14 protein-coding genes and 2 pseudogenes are annotated in these 15,181 nt (G+C 73.3%); 8 read left to right on the top strand and 8 right to left on the bottom strand.

Going from position 1 to position 15,181, the window contains the following annotated elements:
• Positions 1–131: 131 nt before the first annotated feature.
• Entirely contained in the window at positions 132–872 is a 741-nt protein-coding gene (locus GQS09_RS13890) for a TetR/AcrR family transcriptional regulator (protein WP_165986363.1), read from the top strand.
• A gap of 14 nt (positions 873–886) precedes the next feature.
• Here GQS09_RS13890 and crcB read toward each other — a convergent pair whose 3' ends face one another.
• From crcB to GQS09_RS13865, 5 genes and pseudogenes are all read right to left on the bottom strand, one after another.
• On the bottom strand, positions 887–1,261 hold the full coding sequence (gene crcB / locus GQS09_RS13885; protein ID WP_165986362.1) for a fluoride efflux transporter CrcB: 375 nt from the start codon (positions 1,259–1,261) through the stop codon (positions 887–889).
• Positions 1,258–1,773: a CrcB family protein gene (locus tag GQS09_RS13880; RefSeq protein ID WP_165986361.1), complete on the bottom strand. Its 516-nt coding sequence runs from the start codon at positions 1,771–1,773 to the stop codon at positions 1,258–1,260. The genes crcB and GQS09_RS13880 overlap by 4 nt, the downstream gene beginning before the upstream one ends.
• Positions 1,774–2,097: 324 nt before the next feature.
• A pseudogene (locus tag GQS09_RS13875) lies at positions 2,098–3,111 on the bottom strand (rod shape-determining protein); the annotation flags it as partial.
• A gap of 159 nt (positions 3,112–3,270) precedes the next feature.
• A complete protein-coding gene (locus GQS09_RS13870; RefSeq protein WP_165986360.1) occupies positions 3,271–5,157 on the bottom strand; it encodes an ABC transporter ATP-binding protein in 1,887 nt (628 codons plus the stop codon).
• Between the two features lie 74 nt (positions 5,158–5,231).
• Positions 5,232–6,266 (bottom strand): DUF3048 domain-containing protein, encoded by a 1,035-nt coding sequence (locus GQS09_RS13865; RefSeq protein ID WP_165986359.1) that lies wholly within the window; start codon positions 6,264–6,266, stop codon positions 5,232–5,234.
• 456 nt (positions 6,267–6,722) lie between these two features.
• On the opposite strand from GQS09_RS13865, the gene GQS09_RS13860 reads away from it, so the two are divergent.
• Positions 6,723–6,944 carry a DUF397 domain-containing protein gene (locus GQS09_RS13860; RefSeq protein ID WP_165986358.1) on the top strand — a complete coding sequence of 74 codons (222 nt, stop codon included), beginning with the start codon at positions 6,723–6,725 and terminating at the stop codon, positions 6,942–6,944.
• A gap of 52 nt (positions 6,945–6,996) precedes the next feature.
• Here the strand turns inward: GQS09_RS13860 and GQS09_RS13855 are convergent, their stop codons facing one another.
• Positions 6,997–7,581 (bottom strand): ATP-binding protein, encoded by a 585-nt coding sequence (locus GQS09_RS13855; protein ID WP_165986357.1) that lies wholly within the window; start codon positions 7,579–7,581, stop codon positions 6,997–6,999.
• 285 nt (positions 7,582–7,866) lie between these two features.
• Here GQS09_RS13855 and GQS09_RS13850 point away from each other — a divergent pair, with 285 nt between their 5' ends.
• Complete coding sequence (locus GQS09_RS13850) at positions 7,867–8,772, top strand: helix-turn-helix transcriptional regulator (protein WP_243761402.1); 906 nt, start codon at positions 7,867–7,869, stop codon at positions 8,770–8,772.
• A gap of 70 nt (positions 8,773–8,842) precedes the next feature.
• Positions 8,843–10,312, top strand: coding sequence for an aldehyde dehydrogenase family protein (locus GQS09_RS13845; protein WP_165986356.1), 1,470 nt, complete (start codon positions 8,843–8,845; stop codon positions 10,310–10,312).
• Between the two features lie 51 nt (positions 10,313–10,363).
• Here GQS09_RS13845 and GQS09_RS13840 read toward each other — a convergent pair whose 3' ends face one another.
• Entirely contained in the window at positions 10,364–10,978 is a 615-nt protein-coding gene (locus GQS09_RS13840; protein WP_165986370.1) for a PadR family transcriptional regulator, read from the bottom strand.
• Positions 10,979–11,130: 152 nt separating this feature from the next.
• Here GQS09_RS13840 and GQS09_RS13835 point away from each other — a divergent pair, with 152 nt between their 5' ends.
• The 3 genes from GQS09_RS13835 (at position 11,131) to GQS09_RS13825 (ending at position 13,844) form a co-directional block, all read left to right on the top strand.
• Positions 11,131–12,138, top strand: coding sequence for an ATP-binding cassette domain-containing protein (locus tag GQS09_RS13835; protein ID WP_165986355.1), 1,008 nt, complete (start codon positions 11,131–11,133; stop codon positions 12,136–12,138).
• Between the two features lie 144 nt (positions 12,139–12,282).
• Complete coding sequence (locus tag GQS09_RS13830; protein WP_243761404.1) at positions 12,283–13,035, top strand: ABC transporter permease; 753 nt, start codon at positions 12,283–12,285, stop codon at positions 13,033–13,035.
• Between the two features lie 47 nt (positions 13,036–13,082).
• Complete coding sequence (locus tag GQS09_RS13825; protein ID WP_165986353.1) at positions 13,083–13,844, top strand: MerR family transcriptional regulator; 762 nt, start codon at positions 13,083–13,085, stop codon at positions 13,842–13,844.
• A 25-nt stretch (positions 13,845–13,869) separates the two neighbouring features.
• On the opposite strand, the gene GQS09_RS13820 is transcribed toward GQS09_RS13825, so the two are convergent.
• On the bottom strand, positions 13,870–14,847 hold the full coding sequence (locus GQS09_RS13820; RefSeq protein ID WP_165986352.1) for a DUF368 domain-containing protein: 978 nt from the start codon (positions 14,845–14,847) through the stop codon (positions 13,870–13,872).
• 138 nt (positions 14,848–14,985) lie between these two features.
• Here GQS09_RS13820 and GQS09_RS28610 point away from each other — a divergent pair.
• Positions 14,986–15,181: pseudogene (locus GQS09_RS28610) on the top strand (hypothetical protein); the annotation flags it as partial.

Below are 15,181 nucleotides of genomic sequence, written 5' to 3'. Positions count from 1 at the left end.
GCCGCGTGACCGGTCGCGGGGCCCGCCCGGACCCGGCCCCGCGACCGGCTGTGCGGCCCGCCGGTTCCCGTGTCCTTCCCCGAGGTCAGAGCCGCCGCTGCGGGTAAAGTTCCCTGGGGAGGTGGGATTCGATGGGCACGCGCACCGGGGCCGGAGCACAGACCGAGCAGCAGCCCCGTGTCCCGCTCAGCCGGGAGCGGGTGCTGCGCGCCGCCGTCGGGCTCGCCGACCGTGACGGTCTCGAAGCCGTCACCATGCGCCGCCTCGCCCAGGAGCTCGGCGTCGAGGCCATGTCGCTGTACCACCACGTGGCCAACAAGGGCGCGATCCTCGACGGCGTGGTCGAGGTGGTGCTCGCCGAGATCTCCGAGGCCGCGGCCCGGGCGGACGCCCCGCCCCCGGAGCAGGACTGGCAGGCCGCGCTGCGGGCCCGCATCCTGGCCGCCCGCGAGGTGCTGCTGCGCCACCGCTGGGCGTCACGGCTGCTGGAGAGCCGGTCCTCCCTCAGCCCGGCGGTGATCGGCTACTTCGACGGCGTGCTCGGCATCCTGCGGGCCGGCGGCTTCTCCTACGACCTGGCCCACCACGCCCTGCACGCCCTGGGCAGCCGGGCCATCGGCTTCACCCAGGAGCTGTTCGACCCCGAGGACCAGGAGGCGGCGGAGGAGGAGACGGCGGCCATGATGGCGCAGATGGCCGACCAGTTCCCCCACCTCACCGGCATGCTGGCCGAGGTGATGCACGACGACCCGGACTCCACCCTGGGCTGGTGCGACGACCAGTTCGAGTTCGAGTTCGGGCTCGACCTGCTCCTGGAAGGGCTGGAACGCCGCCGCGCGGCCGAAGGCCGGCCCCGCCCCGGCACCTCCTAGCCGGCCGGACGGGGTCAGTCCCAGAGAGCCCCGGCGAGGGAGGAGCCCAGCATCACCGCGCCCAGGCCGGCCAGTACGCTCACCGCCACATTCACGGCGGCGAGGAACCCGGCGCCCTGCTGGGCCAGGCGCAGCGTCTCGTAGGAGAACGTGGAGTAGGTGGTCAGCGCCCCGCACAGCCCGGTGCCCAGCAGCAGGGCCGGCTGCTGCGAGGCGGCACCGGCCAGCACCGCCCCGGTGATCAGCCCCAGCATCAGGCAGCCCGTCACATTCGCGGCCAGCGTGCCCCAGGGGAACGGCGAGCCGAGCCGGGCCTGCACCGCCCGGTCGGCCAGATGGCGCAGCGGGGCCCCGGCCATGCCGCCGGCGATCACCAGCACCCAGTTCACGGCCGGGACACCTCCCCGGAGGGGGCGGCGGACGGCAGGGGCCGCCGGCGCCGCAGCAGGGTCCGGTGGGTCACCGTCCAGCCCAGCCAGGCCGCCGCCAGGGACAGCACCGGGGTGAGAATCAGCGAGCCGAACGCCGCGGCGTCCCGCCCGGCCGCGGTCAGCTCCTCGAACGCCCAGGCGTAGGCGGAGAAGGTGGTGAAGCCGCCGAGCAGGCCGGTGCCCAGGAACGGGCGCAGCAGCCGGGGCGCGTGCGGGCGTTCGCCGAGCACCACCATCAGCACACCGATCAGCGCGCAGCCCACGGCGTTGACCGTGACCATGGACCACGGGATGCCGGCCCCGGCGTCCGGCCAGAGCAGGGTCAGCCCGTAGCGGCCGGCCGCACCCGCGCCGCCGCCCACGGCGACCGCCGCCAGCACCGCGCCTTCGCCGCGCCACGGCGGCGCCGTACCCGGTGTCCGCGGGCCGGCGGGGCGGCGGCGCGTCACAGCGGTCTGCGCTCTCTCCATCGCCTGCCATGGTATGCGCGGGCGACTGAGGCGGACTCACGCGGACTCAGCCGGACTCAGGCGGACTCAGGCGGACTCGGCCTCGGGCTCCAGGCGCTCGCGCCCCGGGCGCCGCAGCCGCTCCGCCTCCTCCGGTTCGGGGCGCAGCCGCTCGGGCTCCTCGGGCTCGGGGCGCAGCCGCTCCGGTTCCTCCGGTTCGGGGCGCAGCCGCTCCGGTTCCTCGGGCTCGGGGCGCAGCCGCTCGGGTTCCTCCGGTTCGGGACTGAGCCGCTCGGGCTCCTCCGGTTCGGGACTGAGCCGCTCCGGCTCTCCCTCGCCCGTGGCCTCGGCGGCCACCGGGCGGATGCGGCCCTCCAGCATGGCGCCCAGCCCCATCACCGCGCACAGCCCCGGGTCCTCGGCGACCTGCACCGGCATGCCGGTGGACTCCCGGATGGTGCTGTCCAGGCCGGGCAGCAGCGCGGCACCGCCGGTCAGCACCACCCCGCGGTCGGCCAGATCCGCGACCAGGTCCGGCGGGCAGTGGTGCAGCACCGCACGGATGGCGTCCAGCAGCGCGGTCAGCGGAGTCCGCACCGCCAGGCGCAGGCTCTCCGGATCGATGCGCACGGTGCGGGCCAGCCCGGTGGCCACGTCCCGGCCGTGCACCTCGGCGGCGGCCTGGCCGTCCCCGCCACGGGCCAGCGCCGCGTGCAGCGGGCGGACGGCCTGGCTGGGCAGCAGCAGGTCATGGTGGTTGCGCAGATGCTGCACCAGGGCCCGGTCCACGGTCTCGCCGCCCATCGCCACCTTCTCGGCGGCCACGATGGACCCCAGGGAGAGCACCGCGACCTGGCTGGTGGCCGCCCCGCACTGGACGATCATGGCGGCCTCCGGCTGCTCCACCGGCAGTCCGGCGCCGATCGCGGAGGTGATCAGGGAGTCCACCAGCTCGACCCGGCGGGCGCCGAGCCCGATCAGTGTCTCGTAGGCGGCGCGGCGGGCCAGCGGGTCGGCCTCGTGCGGGATGCAGGCGGCGACCCGCAGCATCGGCTTGCGGCGCAGGGCGCGGCGCAGCTTGGTGCCGACCATGGCGCGCAGCATGCGCTGGGCCATCTCGATGTCCACCACGGTGCCGCCGTTGATCGGCTTGATGACGCGGATATTGGCCGGGGTGCGGCCGGCCATCCGTTCCGCCGGGGTGCCGACGGAGATCAGGGCGCCGTTGCGGGTGTTGACGGCGACCACGGACGGTTCGTCGACGATGAGGCCGGTGTTGCGCAGATAGACACGGGTGCGCGAGGCGCCGAGATCGGCGGCCACGGTGCAACGACGCAGGTGGTCAAGGCTGACGCTCATGGTCCTCATCGTGTGCCCGGCGGTGGGGCCCCGCCGCCTGGACACCGCCACCCGGGGGAGCGGCGGCCTCCGGCGGCTGCCCCGCCGGTGCCGCCGTCGGGGGCGCGGCCGGGGGCCTCGTGCCGCCGTCCGGCCGCCGGCCCGTGGCGCCGTGCAGGGTCAGCGGGCGGTGGTGGTCTCGGGGGCGGGCTGGGCGAACTGGGTGTCGTGGAGCTCGCGGTAGCGCCCGCCCGCCGCGAGCAGCTCCTCGTGGGTGCCCTGTTCGACGATGCGGCCCCGTTCCAGGACCAGGATGCGGTCGGCGGCCCGGACCGTGGACAGCCGGTGTGCGATCACCACCGAGGTGCGGCCCGCCAGCGCCTCGGTGAGCGCCTCCTGCACCGCCGCCTCCGAGGTGGAGTCCAGGTGTGCGGTGGCCTCGTCCAGGATCACCACCCGGGGCTGGGCCAGCAGCAGCCGGGCGATGGTCAGCCGCTGCCGCTCCCCGCCGGAGAGCCGGTAGCCGCGTTCCCCGACCACGGTGTCCAGTCCGTCCGGAAGTGAGGCGATCAGCTCCTCCAGCCGGGCCCGGCGCAGCGCGTCCCACAGGTCCTCCTCGGCCGCGCCCGGCCGGGCGAGCAGCAGGTTGGCGCGCACCGTGTCGTGGAAGAGGTGGCCGTCCTGGGTGACCAGGCCGACCGCCCGGTGCAGCGATCCGGCGGCCAGGTCCCGGACGTCGGTGCCGCCGATCCGCACGGCGCCCGCGTCCGTGTCGTACAGCCGCACCGCGAGCTGGGCCACGGTGGACTTCCCGGCGCCCGAGGAGCCGACCAGGGCGACCATCTGCCCCGGCTCGGCCCGGAAGGACACCCCGTGCAGCACCTGCTCGCCGCCCCGGGTGTCCAGGGTGGCGACCTCCTCCAGCGAGGCCAGGGAGACCTTCTCGGCGGAGGGGTAGCCGAAGTCCACCCGGTCGAACTCCACCGACAGGCCGCCCTCGGGCACCGGCCGGGCGTCCGGCTTCTCCCGGATCAGCGGTTCCAGGTCGAGCACCTCGAACACCCGCTGGAAGCTCACCAGCGCGCTCATCACCTCCACCCGCGCCCCGGCCAGCGAGGTCAGCGGGGCGTACAGCCGGGTGAGGAGCATGGCCAGCGCGACCACCGCGCCCGCGTCCAGGCTGCCGCGCAGCGCGTAGTAACCGCCCAGCCCGTAAACGAGGGCCAGCGCCAGCGAGGAGACCAGCGTGAGCGCGGTGATGAACAGCATCTGGAGCATGGCGGTGCGGATGCCGACGTCCCGCACCCGCCGGGCGCGGGCGGCGAACTCGGCCGACTCCTCCTCCGGCCGGCCGTAGAGCTTGATCAGGGTGGCGCCGGGCGCGGAGAAGCGCTCGGTCATCTGCGCGCTCATCACCGCGTTGTGGTTGGCGGCCTCCCGGGACAGCCGGGCCAGGCGGGCGCCGGTGCGCCGGGCGGGCAGCACGAAGACCGGCAGCAGGGCCAGGGCCAGCAGGGTGATCTGCCAGGAGATGGTGAGCATCACGCCCAGTGCCAGGGCGAGCATCACCACATTGGACAGCACGCCCGAGAGGGTGTCGCTGAATGCCCGCTGGGCGCCGATGACGTCGTTGTTGAGGCGGCTGACCAGGGCCCCGGTGCGGGTGCGGGTGAAGAAGGCCACCGGCATGCGCTGCACGTGGTCGAAGACGGCCCGCCGCAGGTCCAGGATCAGGCCCTCGCCGATGCGGGCGGACAGCCAGCGGGCGAGCAGCCGGATGCCGGCCTCGGCCAGGGCCAGGACGCCGATCAGCAGGGCGAGCCGGACCACGGTGGCGGTGGTGGCGCGGGCGGTGATGGCGTTGACCACCTGGCCGGCCAGGACGGGGGTGGCCACCGCGATCAGCGCGGTGACCACGCTCAGCACCAGGAAGAGGGACAGTTCGGTGCGGTGCGGGCGGGCGAAGGCCGCGATCCGGCGGAAGGTGTCCGGCGAGAACGGCCGCTGGTCCTGCCTGGCGTGCCGCTGGTTGTACAGCGCGTTCCAGGCGGTGATCTCCATGCTCATGCCGTCGACTTTAGAAGTTCAAGCATCCTTGAAGTCAACGGCGGGCCCGGGGCAGGCGGGCCGGGGCCGGGGGATCACTGGGCCTCGGCGAAGACGATCCAGGTGCGGCCGGGGTCGAAGGGCAGCGGGCCGCCGCCGTCGGCCGAGGTGAAGGCGGTGCCCGACTCGGGCGTCGGCCGGGACCACTCCGCGTCGAAGCGCTGCCCGTCGCGCAGTACCAGCGCCTCGCCGGACCCCACGGTCTCGATGTACGGGGTCGCCGGGAACCGGGACGGCGGCATGGACACGTACTGCACCACCACCGTGTCGGCGGTCAGCCGGTCCCCGCTGCCGGCCGCGGTGGCGGGTTCGCCGTCGAAGGAGACCAGCCATTTCTCCTGTTCGGCCGACCAGGTGAAACCGAAGGAGGCGCTGGGGTAGGCCACCGTGTGCTCGTCGGCCGGGGTGCCGCCGGCCGGCACGGCCTCGTCGAAGCGGAAGCCGATGTCCCGGGCCGGTCCGGCGTCCGGGGTGGCCGCCAGCGCCGCCTCCGGCCGCAGGTAGAGGTTGTGCGGCGCGTTCCGGCTGTCGTCCCGGAAGAAGGCTTCGGGCAGGGTCTGCGGGGTGAGCGCGGACAGCGGTGCTTCGGCCAGTTCGGTGAGGAGGGCGCTGCGTACGCCCGAGTAGGCGAAGGCCGGCTCGCCGAACTGGGCCACCAGTTCCAGATCGGATTCCCGGGTGCTGCGCACCGGCCCGGCCGTCGCGGGCACCGTGGAGGAGTGGACGGCCACCAGGCGGCTCAGGCCGCCCTCGACCCGCTCGGCATAGACCAGGTCGGCGTCCTCCAGCCCGCTGTGCGGGCGGGCGTCGGGATGGTTGTCGATCTTGGTGAGCAGGGTCGGCCCGGCCTCGGCCGCCTGGCCGGTGAACGGGTGCTCGGGTGCGGGAGTGTCGCCGTTGCCGCCGTCGTCGCCGGTGCCCTCCACGGCGCAGCCGGCCGCCGTGGCGGCGAGCAGCGCCGCCGCCAGGAGGGCCAGCAGGCGGCGGGTTCTGCGGCCGGCTCCGCCGCGGGCCGTGCGGCGTGCTCTGCCGGCGGGTGCGGATGCGCTGGTCTCAGGGGTACCGGGCATGGTGATCACTCCTCGCGGCCAGTTCACCACGCGGGAGGGGTGCCGGCCATTCGGCATCCCGTTCGGTCGCCCCGCGCTCCTTCAGGGTGCCACCGGGCGCTGCTGTCCGGGAGGGACCACAAGGCCCGAAAAATCCGATAGTGCACCACAAGGGGGTCTGTCCCGTGTGGCCGAAGTGGCGGCCTTGTGTGACATGTGTATGACAGCCGTTACGGGTGGAACCGGCGCTGCTGGGCAGGCGTTCTGTGGCCGAACCGGCCTGCTTGCACCGCCTGTCACCAGGGAGCAACCATGGGTCGTGCACGTGCATATGCCCGTGCATATGCATCGGATCAACGTTATGATCCGGGCAAGCTGAGTCCCACATCTAGCCACGCGGGGACTCGTAGAGTCCACGCACAACCGGGGGACGTTGTGACCGAGGCGTCCAGCGCGCACAGTGGGGCATACAACGGGATGCCCGCGTACCTGCTGCGCGAGGCGGTATGGATCAAGAGCAGCTACAGCAACGGGCAGGGCAATTGCGCCGAGTTCGCGCAGTTGCCGAGCGGCGAGGTCGCGGTCCGCAACTCGCGGTTCCCGGAGGGCCCCGCCCTGGTGTACACGCCGGAGGAGATCCGGGCCCTGCTGCTGGCCGCCAAGAACGGGGAGTTCGACCACCTGCTCGGCCAGCCCTGAGCGTCCGGCCCCCCGGTGCCCGGCCCCGGCGGACGGCCGGGGCCGGGGCGGCTCAGGTGAGGCGGAAGACCGCCCAGACCACCTTGCCGTGCCGTCCGCCGGCCAGCCGGCGCCAGCCCCAGCCGTCGCTGAAGCACTCCACCAGATACAGGCCCCGCCCGGACTCGGCCGCGGCGTCCGCCTCGGCCGGCCGCGGAGGTGTGTCGCCCGGATCGCGCACCGCGCAGACCAGCCGTCTGGCGGTGCGCAGCAGCTCCAGTTCGACCCCGCTCGCCTCGGCCGTGCCGCCCGCGCCGGGATGGCCGCCGGACGCGGCGGGTGCCGCCGGTACTGCCGGTACTGCCGGCACTGCTGCAGGGACTGCCGGGGCGGCGCCCGAGCCGTTCTGCGGCGGCACGGCGCCCACACCGTGCCGCAGCGCATTGGTCACCAGTTCCGACACGACCAGGCCGACCGCGTCCCACCGGTCGGGCAGTTTCCAGCCCTCCAGGGTGGTGCGGGCGAAATCCCGCGCGGTGCGCACCGATTCGAGCCGTCCCGGCAGGGGGAGTGTGGCGGCGCCGGCCAGGTACCGGGGATCGACCAGCGGAACCTGACGCCCTAACTGTTCGAGCACGGGCGCTCCCTCGATCCCCATGGCGCGGCACTCCTGCGTTCGCGTGGCGGTCACAGCACTGGGCTTCCCCCTGGTTACCCGCCGGAGGAGGCCCCGGCCCGCACCCGCCTCGTCCTTCGTGCGGTGCAGCCGGGTCCGGCGCGCCGCCCGTGCGGCGCGCAATGCTCATGCTTCCCAACGCCCCCGGCGAATGCAAGAGCAGATGCACGTGCATGCGCAAAATTCGATTCAGTGTAATCGTGCGGGCACACAACGAAGCTTGGAGATGGCAGACTTCGCGTGCGGACATAGTGGAGGGCCACGCACATGAGTACGCAGCAGCCGATTCGATCAAGCACCCGGAGCGGGGGCGATGCCGGCGGCGCCAGCAGCACCATGGTCCGGCGTATCCTGCTCGGCGCCCAGCTTCGACGGCTGCGCGAGGCCCGTGGTGTATCCCGCGAAGAAGCCGGATACGCCATCCGTGCCTCCGAGTCGAAGATCAGCCGAATGGAGCTGGGCCGGGTGAGCTTCAAACAACGCGACGTCGCCGATCTGCTCACGTTGTACGGCGTCACGGACGAGACGGAACGTGAGCCGCTGCTCGGCCTCGCCCGTTCCTCCAGCCGGGCCGGCTGGTGGCACAGCTACAGCGATGTGCTCCCGGGCTGGTTCCAGACCTACGTGGGCCTGGAGGCCGCGGCGGAGTCCATCGGCACCTACGAGGTGCAGTTCGTGCCGGGTCTGCTCCAGTCGGAACGCTATGCCCACGCCGTGGTGACCAGCAATTTCCCCACCCTGCCCGCCGACGAGGTGGACCGCCGGGTGGCGCTGCGCATGCAGCGGCAGAAGCTTCTGGTGTCGGAGAACGCTCCCCGGCTGCACTGCGTGCTGGACGAGGCCGCGCTGCGCCGTCCCTACGGCGGCCGGGAGATCATGACCGAGCAGCTCGGTCTGCTGGCCGAGTTCGCCGAGCACCCCAATGTCACACTTCAGGTGATTCCGTTCGCCTCCGGCGGCCATATCGCGGTCAGCGGGGCATTCGTGGTGCTCTCCTTCGCCGAGGAAGAGATCTCGGACGTGGTCTATCTGGAGCAGCTCACCGGCGCGCTGTATCTGGACAAGAGCGATGAAGTGGAGGAATACCGGAAGGTTCTGCTCGGCCTGGCCGAAGCCGCGCTGCCTCCGGGGGAAACTCCCGGCCTGCTGCGGGAGATTGCGCAACATCTGTAGGATCGGCGCTTGATGACGCGGTGTCACTCAGAGCACCGCGGCAACCCCTACAGGGAATGGGGGAGTCGAGATGTCTCCATACGCAGAGTTGTTCCAGCGTTACGCCCAGCAGTACATCGCCGGAACATGGCGGCCGGGGAGCGGCGAATGGGACGTCATCGACCTCAATCCCCACAACGGTGAGAAGCTCTGCTCCATCACCGTCGCCACCGCCGTGGAGGTGGACGAGGCCTACCGGGCCGCGGAACGCGCGCAGCGCGACTGGGCGGAGCTGAACCCCTACCGCCGCCGCCAGGTGTTCGAGCGGATGATCGCCCTCATGGACGAGCACGAGGCCGACATCACCGAGGCGATGATCGCCGAGCTGGGCGCCACCCGGCCCCGCGCCGCCTACGAGCTGGCGCTGTCCAAGGAGTTCCTCCAGGAGGCCATGCAGCTGCCCACCCGGGTGGAGGGCCGCATCCTGCCGTCCGCGGTCAGCGGCAAGGAGAACTACATCAACCGCGCGCCGGTCGGCACCGTCTGCGTGATCGCGCCGTACACCTTCCCGCTGCTGATGGGACTGAAGACGATCGCGCCGGCGCTGGCGCTGGGCAACGCGGTGGTGCTCAAGCCGCACCAGTCGACCCCCGTCTGCGGCGGCGCCCTGATCGCCGCCCTGCTGGCGGAGGCCGGGCTGCCGCGCGGCCTGTTCAACGTCGTCATCACCGACATAGCCGAGGTCGGGGACGCGCTGATCGAGCACCCGGTGCCCCGGGTGATCTGCTTCACCGGCTCGGACGCCACCGGCCGGCACATCGCCTCGGTGGCCGGCTCCCGCTTCAAGCGGGTGATCATGGAGATGGGCGGCAACAGCGCGCTGCTGGTGCTGGACGACGCGGATGTCGACTACGCGGTCGAGGCGGCGGTTTTCAGCCGATTCTTCGACCAGGGCCAGGTGTGCATGGCCGCCAACCGGATCGTGGTGGACCGGCGGGTGCTGGAGGAGTTCACCGCCAAGTTCGTGGCCCGCGCCAAGTCCCTCAGGGTGGGTGACCCGGCCGACCCGGAGACCCACATCGGCCCGCTGATGAACGCCCGGTACGCCGAGACCCTGACCCGGCAGGTGCAGGAGGCGGTGGCGGACGGCGCCACCCTGCTGCTCGGCGGGGAGACCAGGGGCAGCCTGGTGCCGCCGACCGTGCTCACCGATGTGCCGCCGCACTCACCCCTCACCCGGCAGGAGATCTTCGGCCCGGTGGTGCTGGTCATCCCGGCGGACGGCGACGAGGACGCGGTGCGGATCGCCAACGACTCGCCCTACGGGCTCTCCGGCGCGGTGCACACCGCGGACGTGCAGCGCGGGCTGCGGGTGGCGGCGCAGATCGAGAGCGGCATCGTGCATGTCAACGACACCACGGTGGTGGACGAGCCGATCGTGCCCTTCGGCGGTCAGAAGTGCTCGGGCCTGGGGCGGCTGAACGGGGACGCGGTGGTGGAGGCCTTCACCACCACCAAGTGGATCTCCGTCCAGCACGGCCGCACCCGCTTCCTCTTCTGAGCCCGGGGCCCCGCTCCCGCGGGCCCGCCCCTCCCGGCGCGGCGCGCGCGTTCAGGCCCCGCCGCCGTCCCCGGGCTCCGGTGCGAGGGTGAGCTGCCGCTCGCCCTCCCCGGCGAAGACGTAGGCGCCCCGCTCCAGCCGCTCGACCAGCCCCCGGGTCCAGGCGGCACGGGACTCCGCGGTGTGCGTCCACAGCCGCATCACCTCGCCGATGTGCCCCCACTCGTCGAGGTCGCCGGACTCCGGCGTCCAGTGCCGCTCGACCTCCTCCCGCCAGCCGTCCAGTGCCGCCACCCGCTCCTTGAGCAGCGTGATCACCTCCTGCCGGGGCAGGTCCACGATCAGCCCGACGGCGGCGGTCAGCACGTCGGTCTTCTCGTCGTGCGCGCGCAGCGCCTCCCGCAGCAGCGACAGATACGCCTGCTCGCCCGCCTCGGTCAGCTCGTACTCGGTGCGCGGCGGGCCGCCGGCCGTGCTCGGCGCGGTCCCGTGCGCCAGCAGCAGGCCCTGCCGGGCGAGCTGCTTGAGCGCGTGATAGATGGAGCCGGGCTTGGCCGTGGACCACTCGTGCGCGCCCCACAGCTCCAGATCGGCACGCACCTGGTAGCCGTGCGCACGCCCGCGCTGGCGCACCGCACCCAGGACCAGCAGCCGCATCACCGACATCCGCGCCTCGTCCTCTCGCTCGCGAACCGTTCTCACCCTACCCACCCCCACTCGTCAAACTTGACCAGTCTCTCCTCCTGCCCTACCCTCAGGGGCCGCTAGTCAAATTTGACTAGTCTCCGCGTCTCCTGCCCCGCTGGAGGTCCGCCCGCATGCCCGCACCCGAACTCACCCGGGACGACACCCACCAGGACCCGCCCGCCGTCGCGGCCACCGGCCTGCGCAAGACCTACGGCTCCACCGCCGCGCTGGACGGCCTGGACCTGACCGTGCGCGCCGGCACCGTGCACGCCCTGCTCGGCCCCAACGGCGCCGGCAAGACCACCGCCGTCCGCATCATGACCACCCTGCTGCGTCCCGACGCCGGACGGGCGCTGATCGCCGGGCACGACGCGGTGCGCGACCCCGACGAGGTCCGCTACCGGATCGGCCTGCTCGGCCAGCACGCGGCCCTGGACGAGGAACTCTCCGGCCGTCAGAACCTCGAACTCTTCGGCCGCCTCTACCACCTGGGCGGGCGCGGCGCCGCCCGCCGGGCCGCCGAACTGCTGGAGCGCTTCGGCCTGGCGGAAACCGGCGCCAAGCCCGTCAAGCAGTACAGCGGCGGCATGCGCCGCCGCCTGGACCTGGCGGCCTCACTGATCATGCGGCCCCAGGTGCTGTTCCTGGACGAGCCCACCACCGGACTCGACCCGCGCGCCCGCCTGGAGGTCTGGCAGGCGGTCCGCTCGCTCAGCGAGGGCGGCACCACCGTGCTGCTCACCACCCAGTACCTGGAGGAGGCCGACCAGCTGGCCGGGACGATCACCATCGTCGACCACGGCCGGGCCATCGCCGAGGGCACCGCCGACCAGCTCAAGGCCCTGGCCGGGGTACCCCGGCTGGATGTGGTGGTGCGCGACCCGCGCCGGCTGGCCGAGGCCGCCCGGCTGCTCGGCCCCGACGCCGTCACCGACAGCGCCCGCCGCCTGGCCAGCGCCTCCGCGGGCCGGGGCGACGGCGCCGCCGCCCTGACCCGCGCGGTGGCGGAGCTGGCCGCATCCGGCATCGAGATCGAGGACGTCGCCCTGCGCCGCCCCACCCTCGACGAAGTCTTCCTCCACCTCACCGGCCCCGCCCACTCCGCCGGCCCCGCCGGCCACGCCGAAGCCGCCGCCTGACCCGACGCCCGGAAAGGCCACCGCATGACCAGCGCCCCCTCGACCGGCCCCTCGACCGCCCTCCCCGCCACGGGGCTGCTCGCCGTCCGCGTGCCGCGCACCCCCGGCGCCCGCCTGCGCCGCGCGCTCACCGACTCCGCCACCATGACCCGGCGCGGCCTCGCCCACTGGTCCCGGCAGCCCGGCGCCCTGCTGGCCCTGCTGCTCTTCCCGGTGATGATGCTGGTGATGTTCGCCTACTTCCTCGGCGGCGGCATCGCCGTCGAGGGCGGCGGCGACTACAAGGAGTACCTGCTGCCGGGACTGCTGACGCTCACCATGGCCTTCGGCCTGGAGGCCACCATGGTCGCCCTCACCCAGGACATCAACCGGGGGGTGCTGGACCGGTTCCGGTCCATGCCCATCGCCCCGTCCTCGATCCTGGTCGGCCGCAGCGTGATCGACCTGCTCGCCTCCCTGGCCGGACTGCTGGTCATGGCCCTGACCGGCCTGGCCATCGGCTGGCGCTGGCACAACGGCGCGGCCGCCGCCCTGGCCGCCCTCGGCCTGCTCCTCCTGCTGCGCTTCGCGCTGCTCTGGGCCGGCATCCACCTCGGCCTGGTCGCCGGGAAACCGGAACTCGTCCAGGCCGTCCAGATCCTGGTCTGGCCGGTGGCCTTCCTCTCCAGCGCCTTCACCTCACCGGACACCATGCCCGGCTGGATGGGGGCGCTCGCCGAATGGAACCCGCTCTCGGCGACCGCCGGCGCCACCCGCGAACTCTTCGGCAACCCCCGGTGGGGCGGCGGCTCCTGGGCCACCGACCACCACACCCTCCTCGCCGTGGCCTGGCCCCTCGCCCTCCTCGCCGTCTTCGTCCCGCTCGCCCTCCGCCGCTACGTCCGCCTCTCCCGCTGAATCCCGGGGTTGCACCTCACGTGGCGTGAGGGGGCACGGTGGGAGGCATGAGCTACTCCGTGGGTCAGGTGGCCTCCCTCGCCGGGGTCACGGTGCGCACGCTGCACCACTACGACGAGATCGGGCTGCTGGTGCCCGGCGGGCGCTCGCACGCCGGGCACCGCCGTTACGACGACGCCGACCTGGACCGCCTCCAGCAGATCCTCTTCTACCGGGAACTGGGCTTCCCGCTGGAGGACATCGGCCGGCTGGTGGCCGATCCGGACACCGATCCCACCGAGCTGCTCCGGCGGCAGCACCGGCTGCTGACCGAACGCATCGAGCGGCTGGCCAGGATGGCCGCCGCCGTGGAACACGCCCTGGAGGCACGGAAAATGGGAATCCAGCTCACCCCGGAGGAACGGTTCGAGGTGTTCGGCCGCGAGCAGGACTGGGAGGCGCTCGACCGGGAGGCCGAGCAGCGCTGGGGCGGCACCGAGGCGTGGGCCGAGTCGCAGCGCCGCTCCGCCCGCTACGGCAAGGCCGACTGGGAGCGGATCAAGGCCGAGTCCGGCGACATCGAGAAGCGGCTGGCGGAGGCGCTGGCCGACGGCGCCCCGGCGGACTCGGAGACCGCCATGGACCTGGCCGAGGAGCACCGCGGCCACATCGGCCGCCACTTCTACGAGTGCGGCCACGACGTCCACACCTGCCTGGCCGGCATGTATGTCGCCGATCAGCGCTTCACCGCCTATTACGAGAAGATCCGCCCGGGCCTGGCCCGGTACCTGCACGACGCCATCCACGCCAACGCGCGGCGGCACGCCTGAGGCGCGGCGGGCGGCGGCGCGTCGCTCAGTTCACCCGGGCGTGACGGCCGCCGCCGCGCGGGGTGCGGTCCCGGTCCGACGGGCCCGGCACCGGGGCGGCGGCGGTCCGCCGCTCCCGCCGCCGGGCGGCGACCAGGGTGGCGGCCACCAGGGCGAAGCCCACGGCGAACAGCGCCAGGGTCAGCGCAATGCCCTCGTCCGGCGCGTACAGCCGCCGGTCGTGCTCGTCGCCCTGCCAGGGCCACAGTGCCCGCAGCGATCCGGCCATCAGGCCGGTGAGGATCACCAGGGTGAGGTGGTGGTGGTTCTCCAGCAGCCAGCGCAGCAGCTTGACGAAGACCGCCAGACCGAACAGCGCGCCCAGCGCGAACAGGCCCACATAGCCGAGGTCCCGCTCGTTGACCGCGTCGATGGTCGGCTCGTACATGCCGAGCGCCAGCAGCAGGAACGAACCGGACAGACCCGGCAGGATCAGCGCGCAGATCGCCACCGCGCCGGAGCCGACGATGGCCAGCGGATTGTCCGCCGCCCCGCCGAGCGACAGCGAGGTGAGCCAGAACGCCGCCGCGCCCACCGTCAGCGCCAGCAGGTAGTCCGGCACCGACCAGCGCCGCCCGGAGCCGGTGAACGGAATCCACAGCGAGGCCAGCACCAGGCCGAAGAAGACCGCGTACGCGTACTGGCGGTGGTCGCCGACCAGCGGGGCCAGCAGCTTGGCGCTGGCCAGCAGCCCGGCCACCATGCCGGTCATCAGCGGGAGCAGCATCCGCCAGTCGGCCTGGCGGCCCTCCTCCAGCGAGCGGTGCAGACCGCGCCCGGTGGGCACGTCGGTGAGCGCCCGCCGGACGGCGCCGGTGATGTGGCCCGCTCCGCCGATCAGCCGCTCGTAGACGCCGACGATCAGGGCGATGGTGCCCCCGCTGATGCCCGGCAGGGCCTCGGCGATGCCGATCAGGGAACCCCGGAAGGCATGGAACAGGCGGCTGTCGGAAGTCTTTGCCATGGCGCGTCTACCTATGTCGGGTCGGGCGGGGATCAGGCCGGGCCGGGGCGCCTGAACTGCGCGCGGCGAGGATCATCCTATGCTCAGCCGACGGGTTCTCCGGCGGATTCGGCCCCAGGGGCCGGTACCGGAAGGGCCATGCAGGCAGGGAACGGCGAGGATGCGACCGAAGTGACCGGCGACCAGCACAGCGACGGACAGGACGGGCGGGACGGAGCGGACGAACGGCCCCGCCCGGAGGGCGCCGACGGACGGCGCGGCCCCGGGGAGCGGGGCGCCCGGAACCGGCGGACCGGCCGTGACCGGAGTGCCGCGCGGCGCGGCCGCCGGCGCG

It is taken from the genome of Streptomyces sp. YIM 98790, from assembly GCF_011421595.1.
GTDB lineage: Bacteria > Actinomycetota > Actinomycetes > Streptomycetales > Streptomycetaceae > Streptomyces.
Note: the sequence above shows the minus strand (reverse complement) of the source record. Positions and strands in the feature narration are given on the sequence as shown.

What these genes read in the sequence shown, in the direction of transcription:
- GQS09_RS13890 (WP_165986363.1), top strand. Translation starts at nt 132, where the DNA reads ATGGGCACGCGCACCGGGGCCGGAGCACAGACCGAGCAGCAGCCCCGT.
- GQS09_RS13880 (WP_165986361.1), bottom strand. Translation starts at nt 1,773, where the DNA reads ATGGAGAGAGCGCAGACCGCTGTGACGCGCCGCCGCCCCGCCGGCCCG.
- GQS09_RS13870 (WP_165986360.1), bottom strand. Translation starts at nt 5,157, where the DNA reads ATGAGCATGGAGATCACCGCCTGGAACGCGCTGTACAACCAGCGGCAC.
- GQS09_RS13865 (WP_165986359.1), bottom strand. Translation starts at nt 6,266, where the DNA reads ATGCCCGGTACCCCTGAGACCAGCGCATCCGCACCCGCCGGCAGAGCA.
- GQS09_RS13860 (WP_165986358.1), top strand. Translation starts at nt 6,723, where the DNA reads ATGCCCGCGTACCTGCTGCGCGAGGCGGTATGGATCAAGAGCAGCTAC.
- GQS09_RS13855 (WP_165986357.1), bottom strand. Translation starts at nt 7,581, where the DNA reads ATGGGGATCGAGGGAGCGCCCGTGCTCGAACAGTTAGGGCGTCAGGTT.
- GQS09_RS13850 (WP_243761402.1), top strand. Translation starts at nt 7,867, where the DNA reads ATGAGTACGCAGCAGCCGATTCGATCAAGCACCCGGAGCGGGGGCGAT.
- GQS09_RS13845 (WP_165986356.1), top strand. Translation starts at nt 8,843, where the DNA reads ATGTCTCCATACGCAGAGTTGTTCCAGCGTTACGCCCAGCAGTACATC.
- GQS09_RS13840 (WP_165986370.1), bottom strand. Translation starts at nt 10,978, where the DNA reads ATGTCGGTGATGCGGCTGCTGGTCCTGGGTGCGGTGCGCCAGCGCGGG.
- GQS09_RS13835 (WP_165986355.1), top strand. Translation starts at nt 11,131, where the DNA reads ATGCCCGCACCCGAACTCACCCGGGACGACACCCACCAGGACCCGCCC.
- GQS09_RS13830 (WP_243761404.1), top strand. Translation starts at nt 12,283, where the DNA reads ATGACCCGGCGCGGCCTCGCCCACTGGTCCCGGCAGCCCGGCGCCCTG.
- GQS09_RS13825 (WP_165986353.1), top strand. Translation starts at nt 13,083, where the DNA reads ATGAGCTACTCCGTGGGTCAGGTGGCCTCCCTCGCCGGGGTCACGGTG.
- GQS09_RS13820 (WP_165986352.1), bottom strand. Translation starts at nt 14,847, where the DNA reads ATGGCAAAGACTTCCGACAGCCGCCTGTTCCATGCCTTCCGGGGTTCC.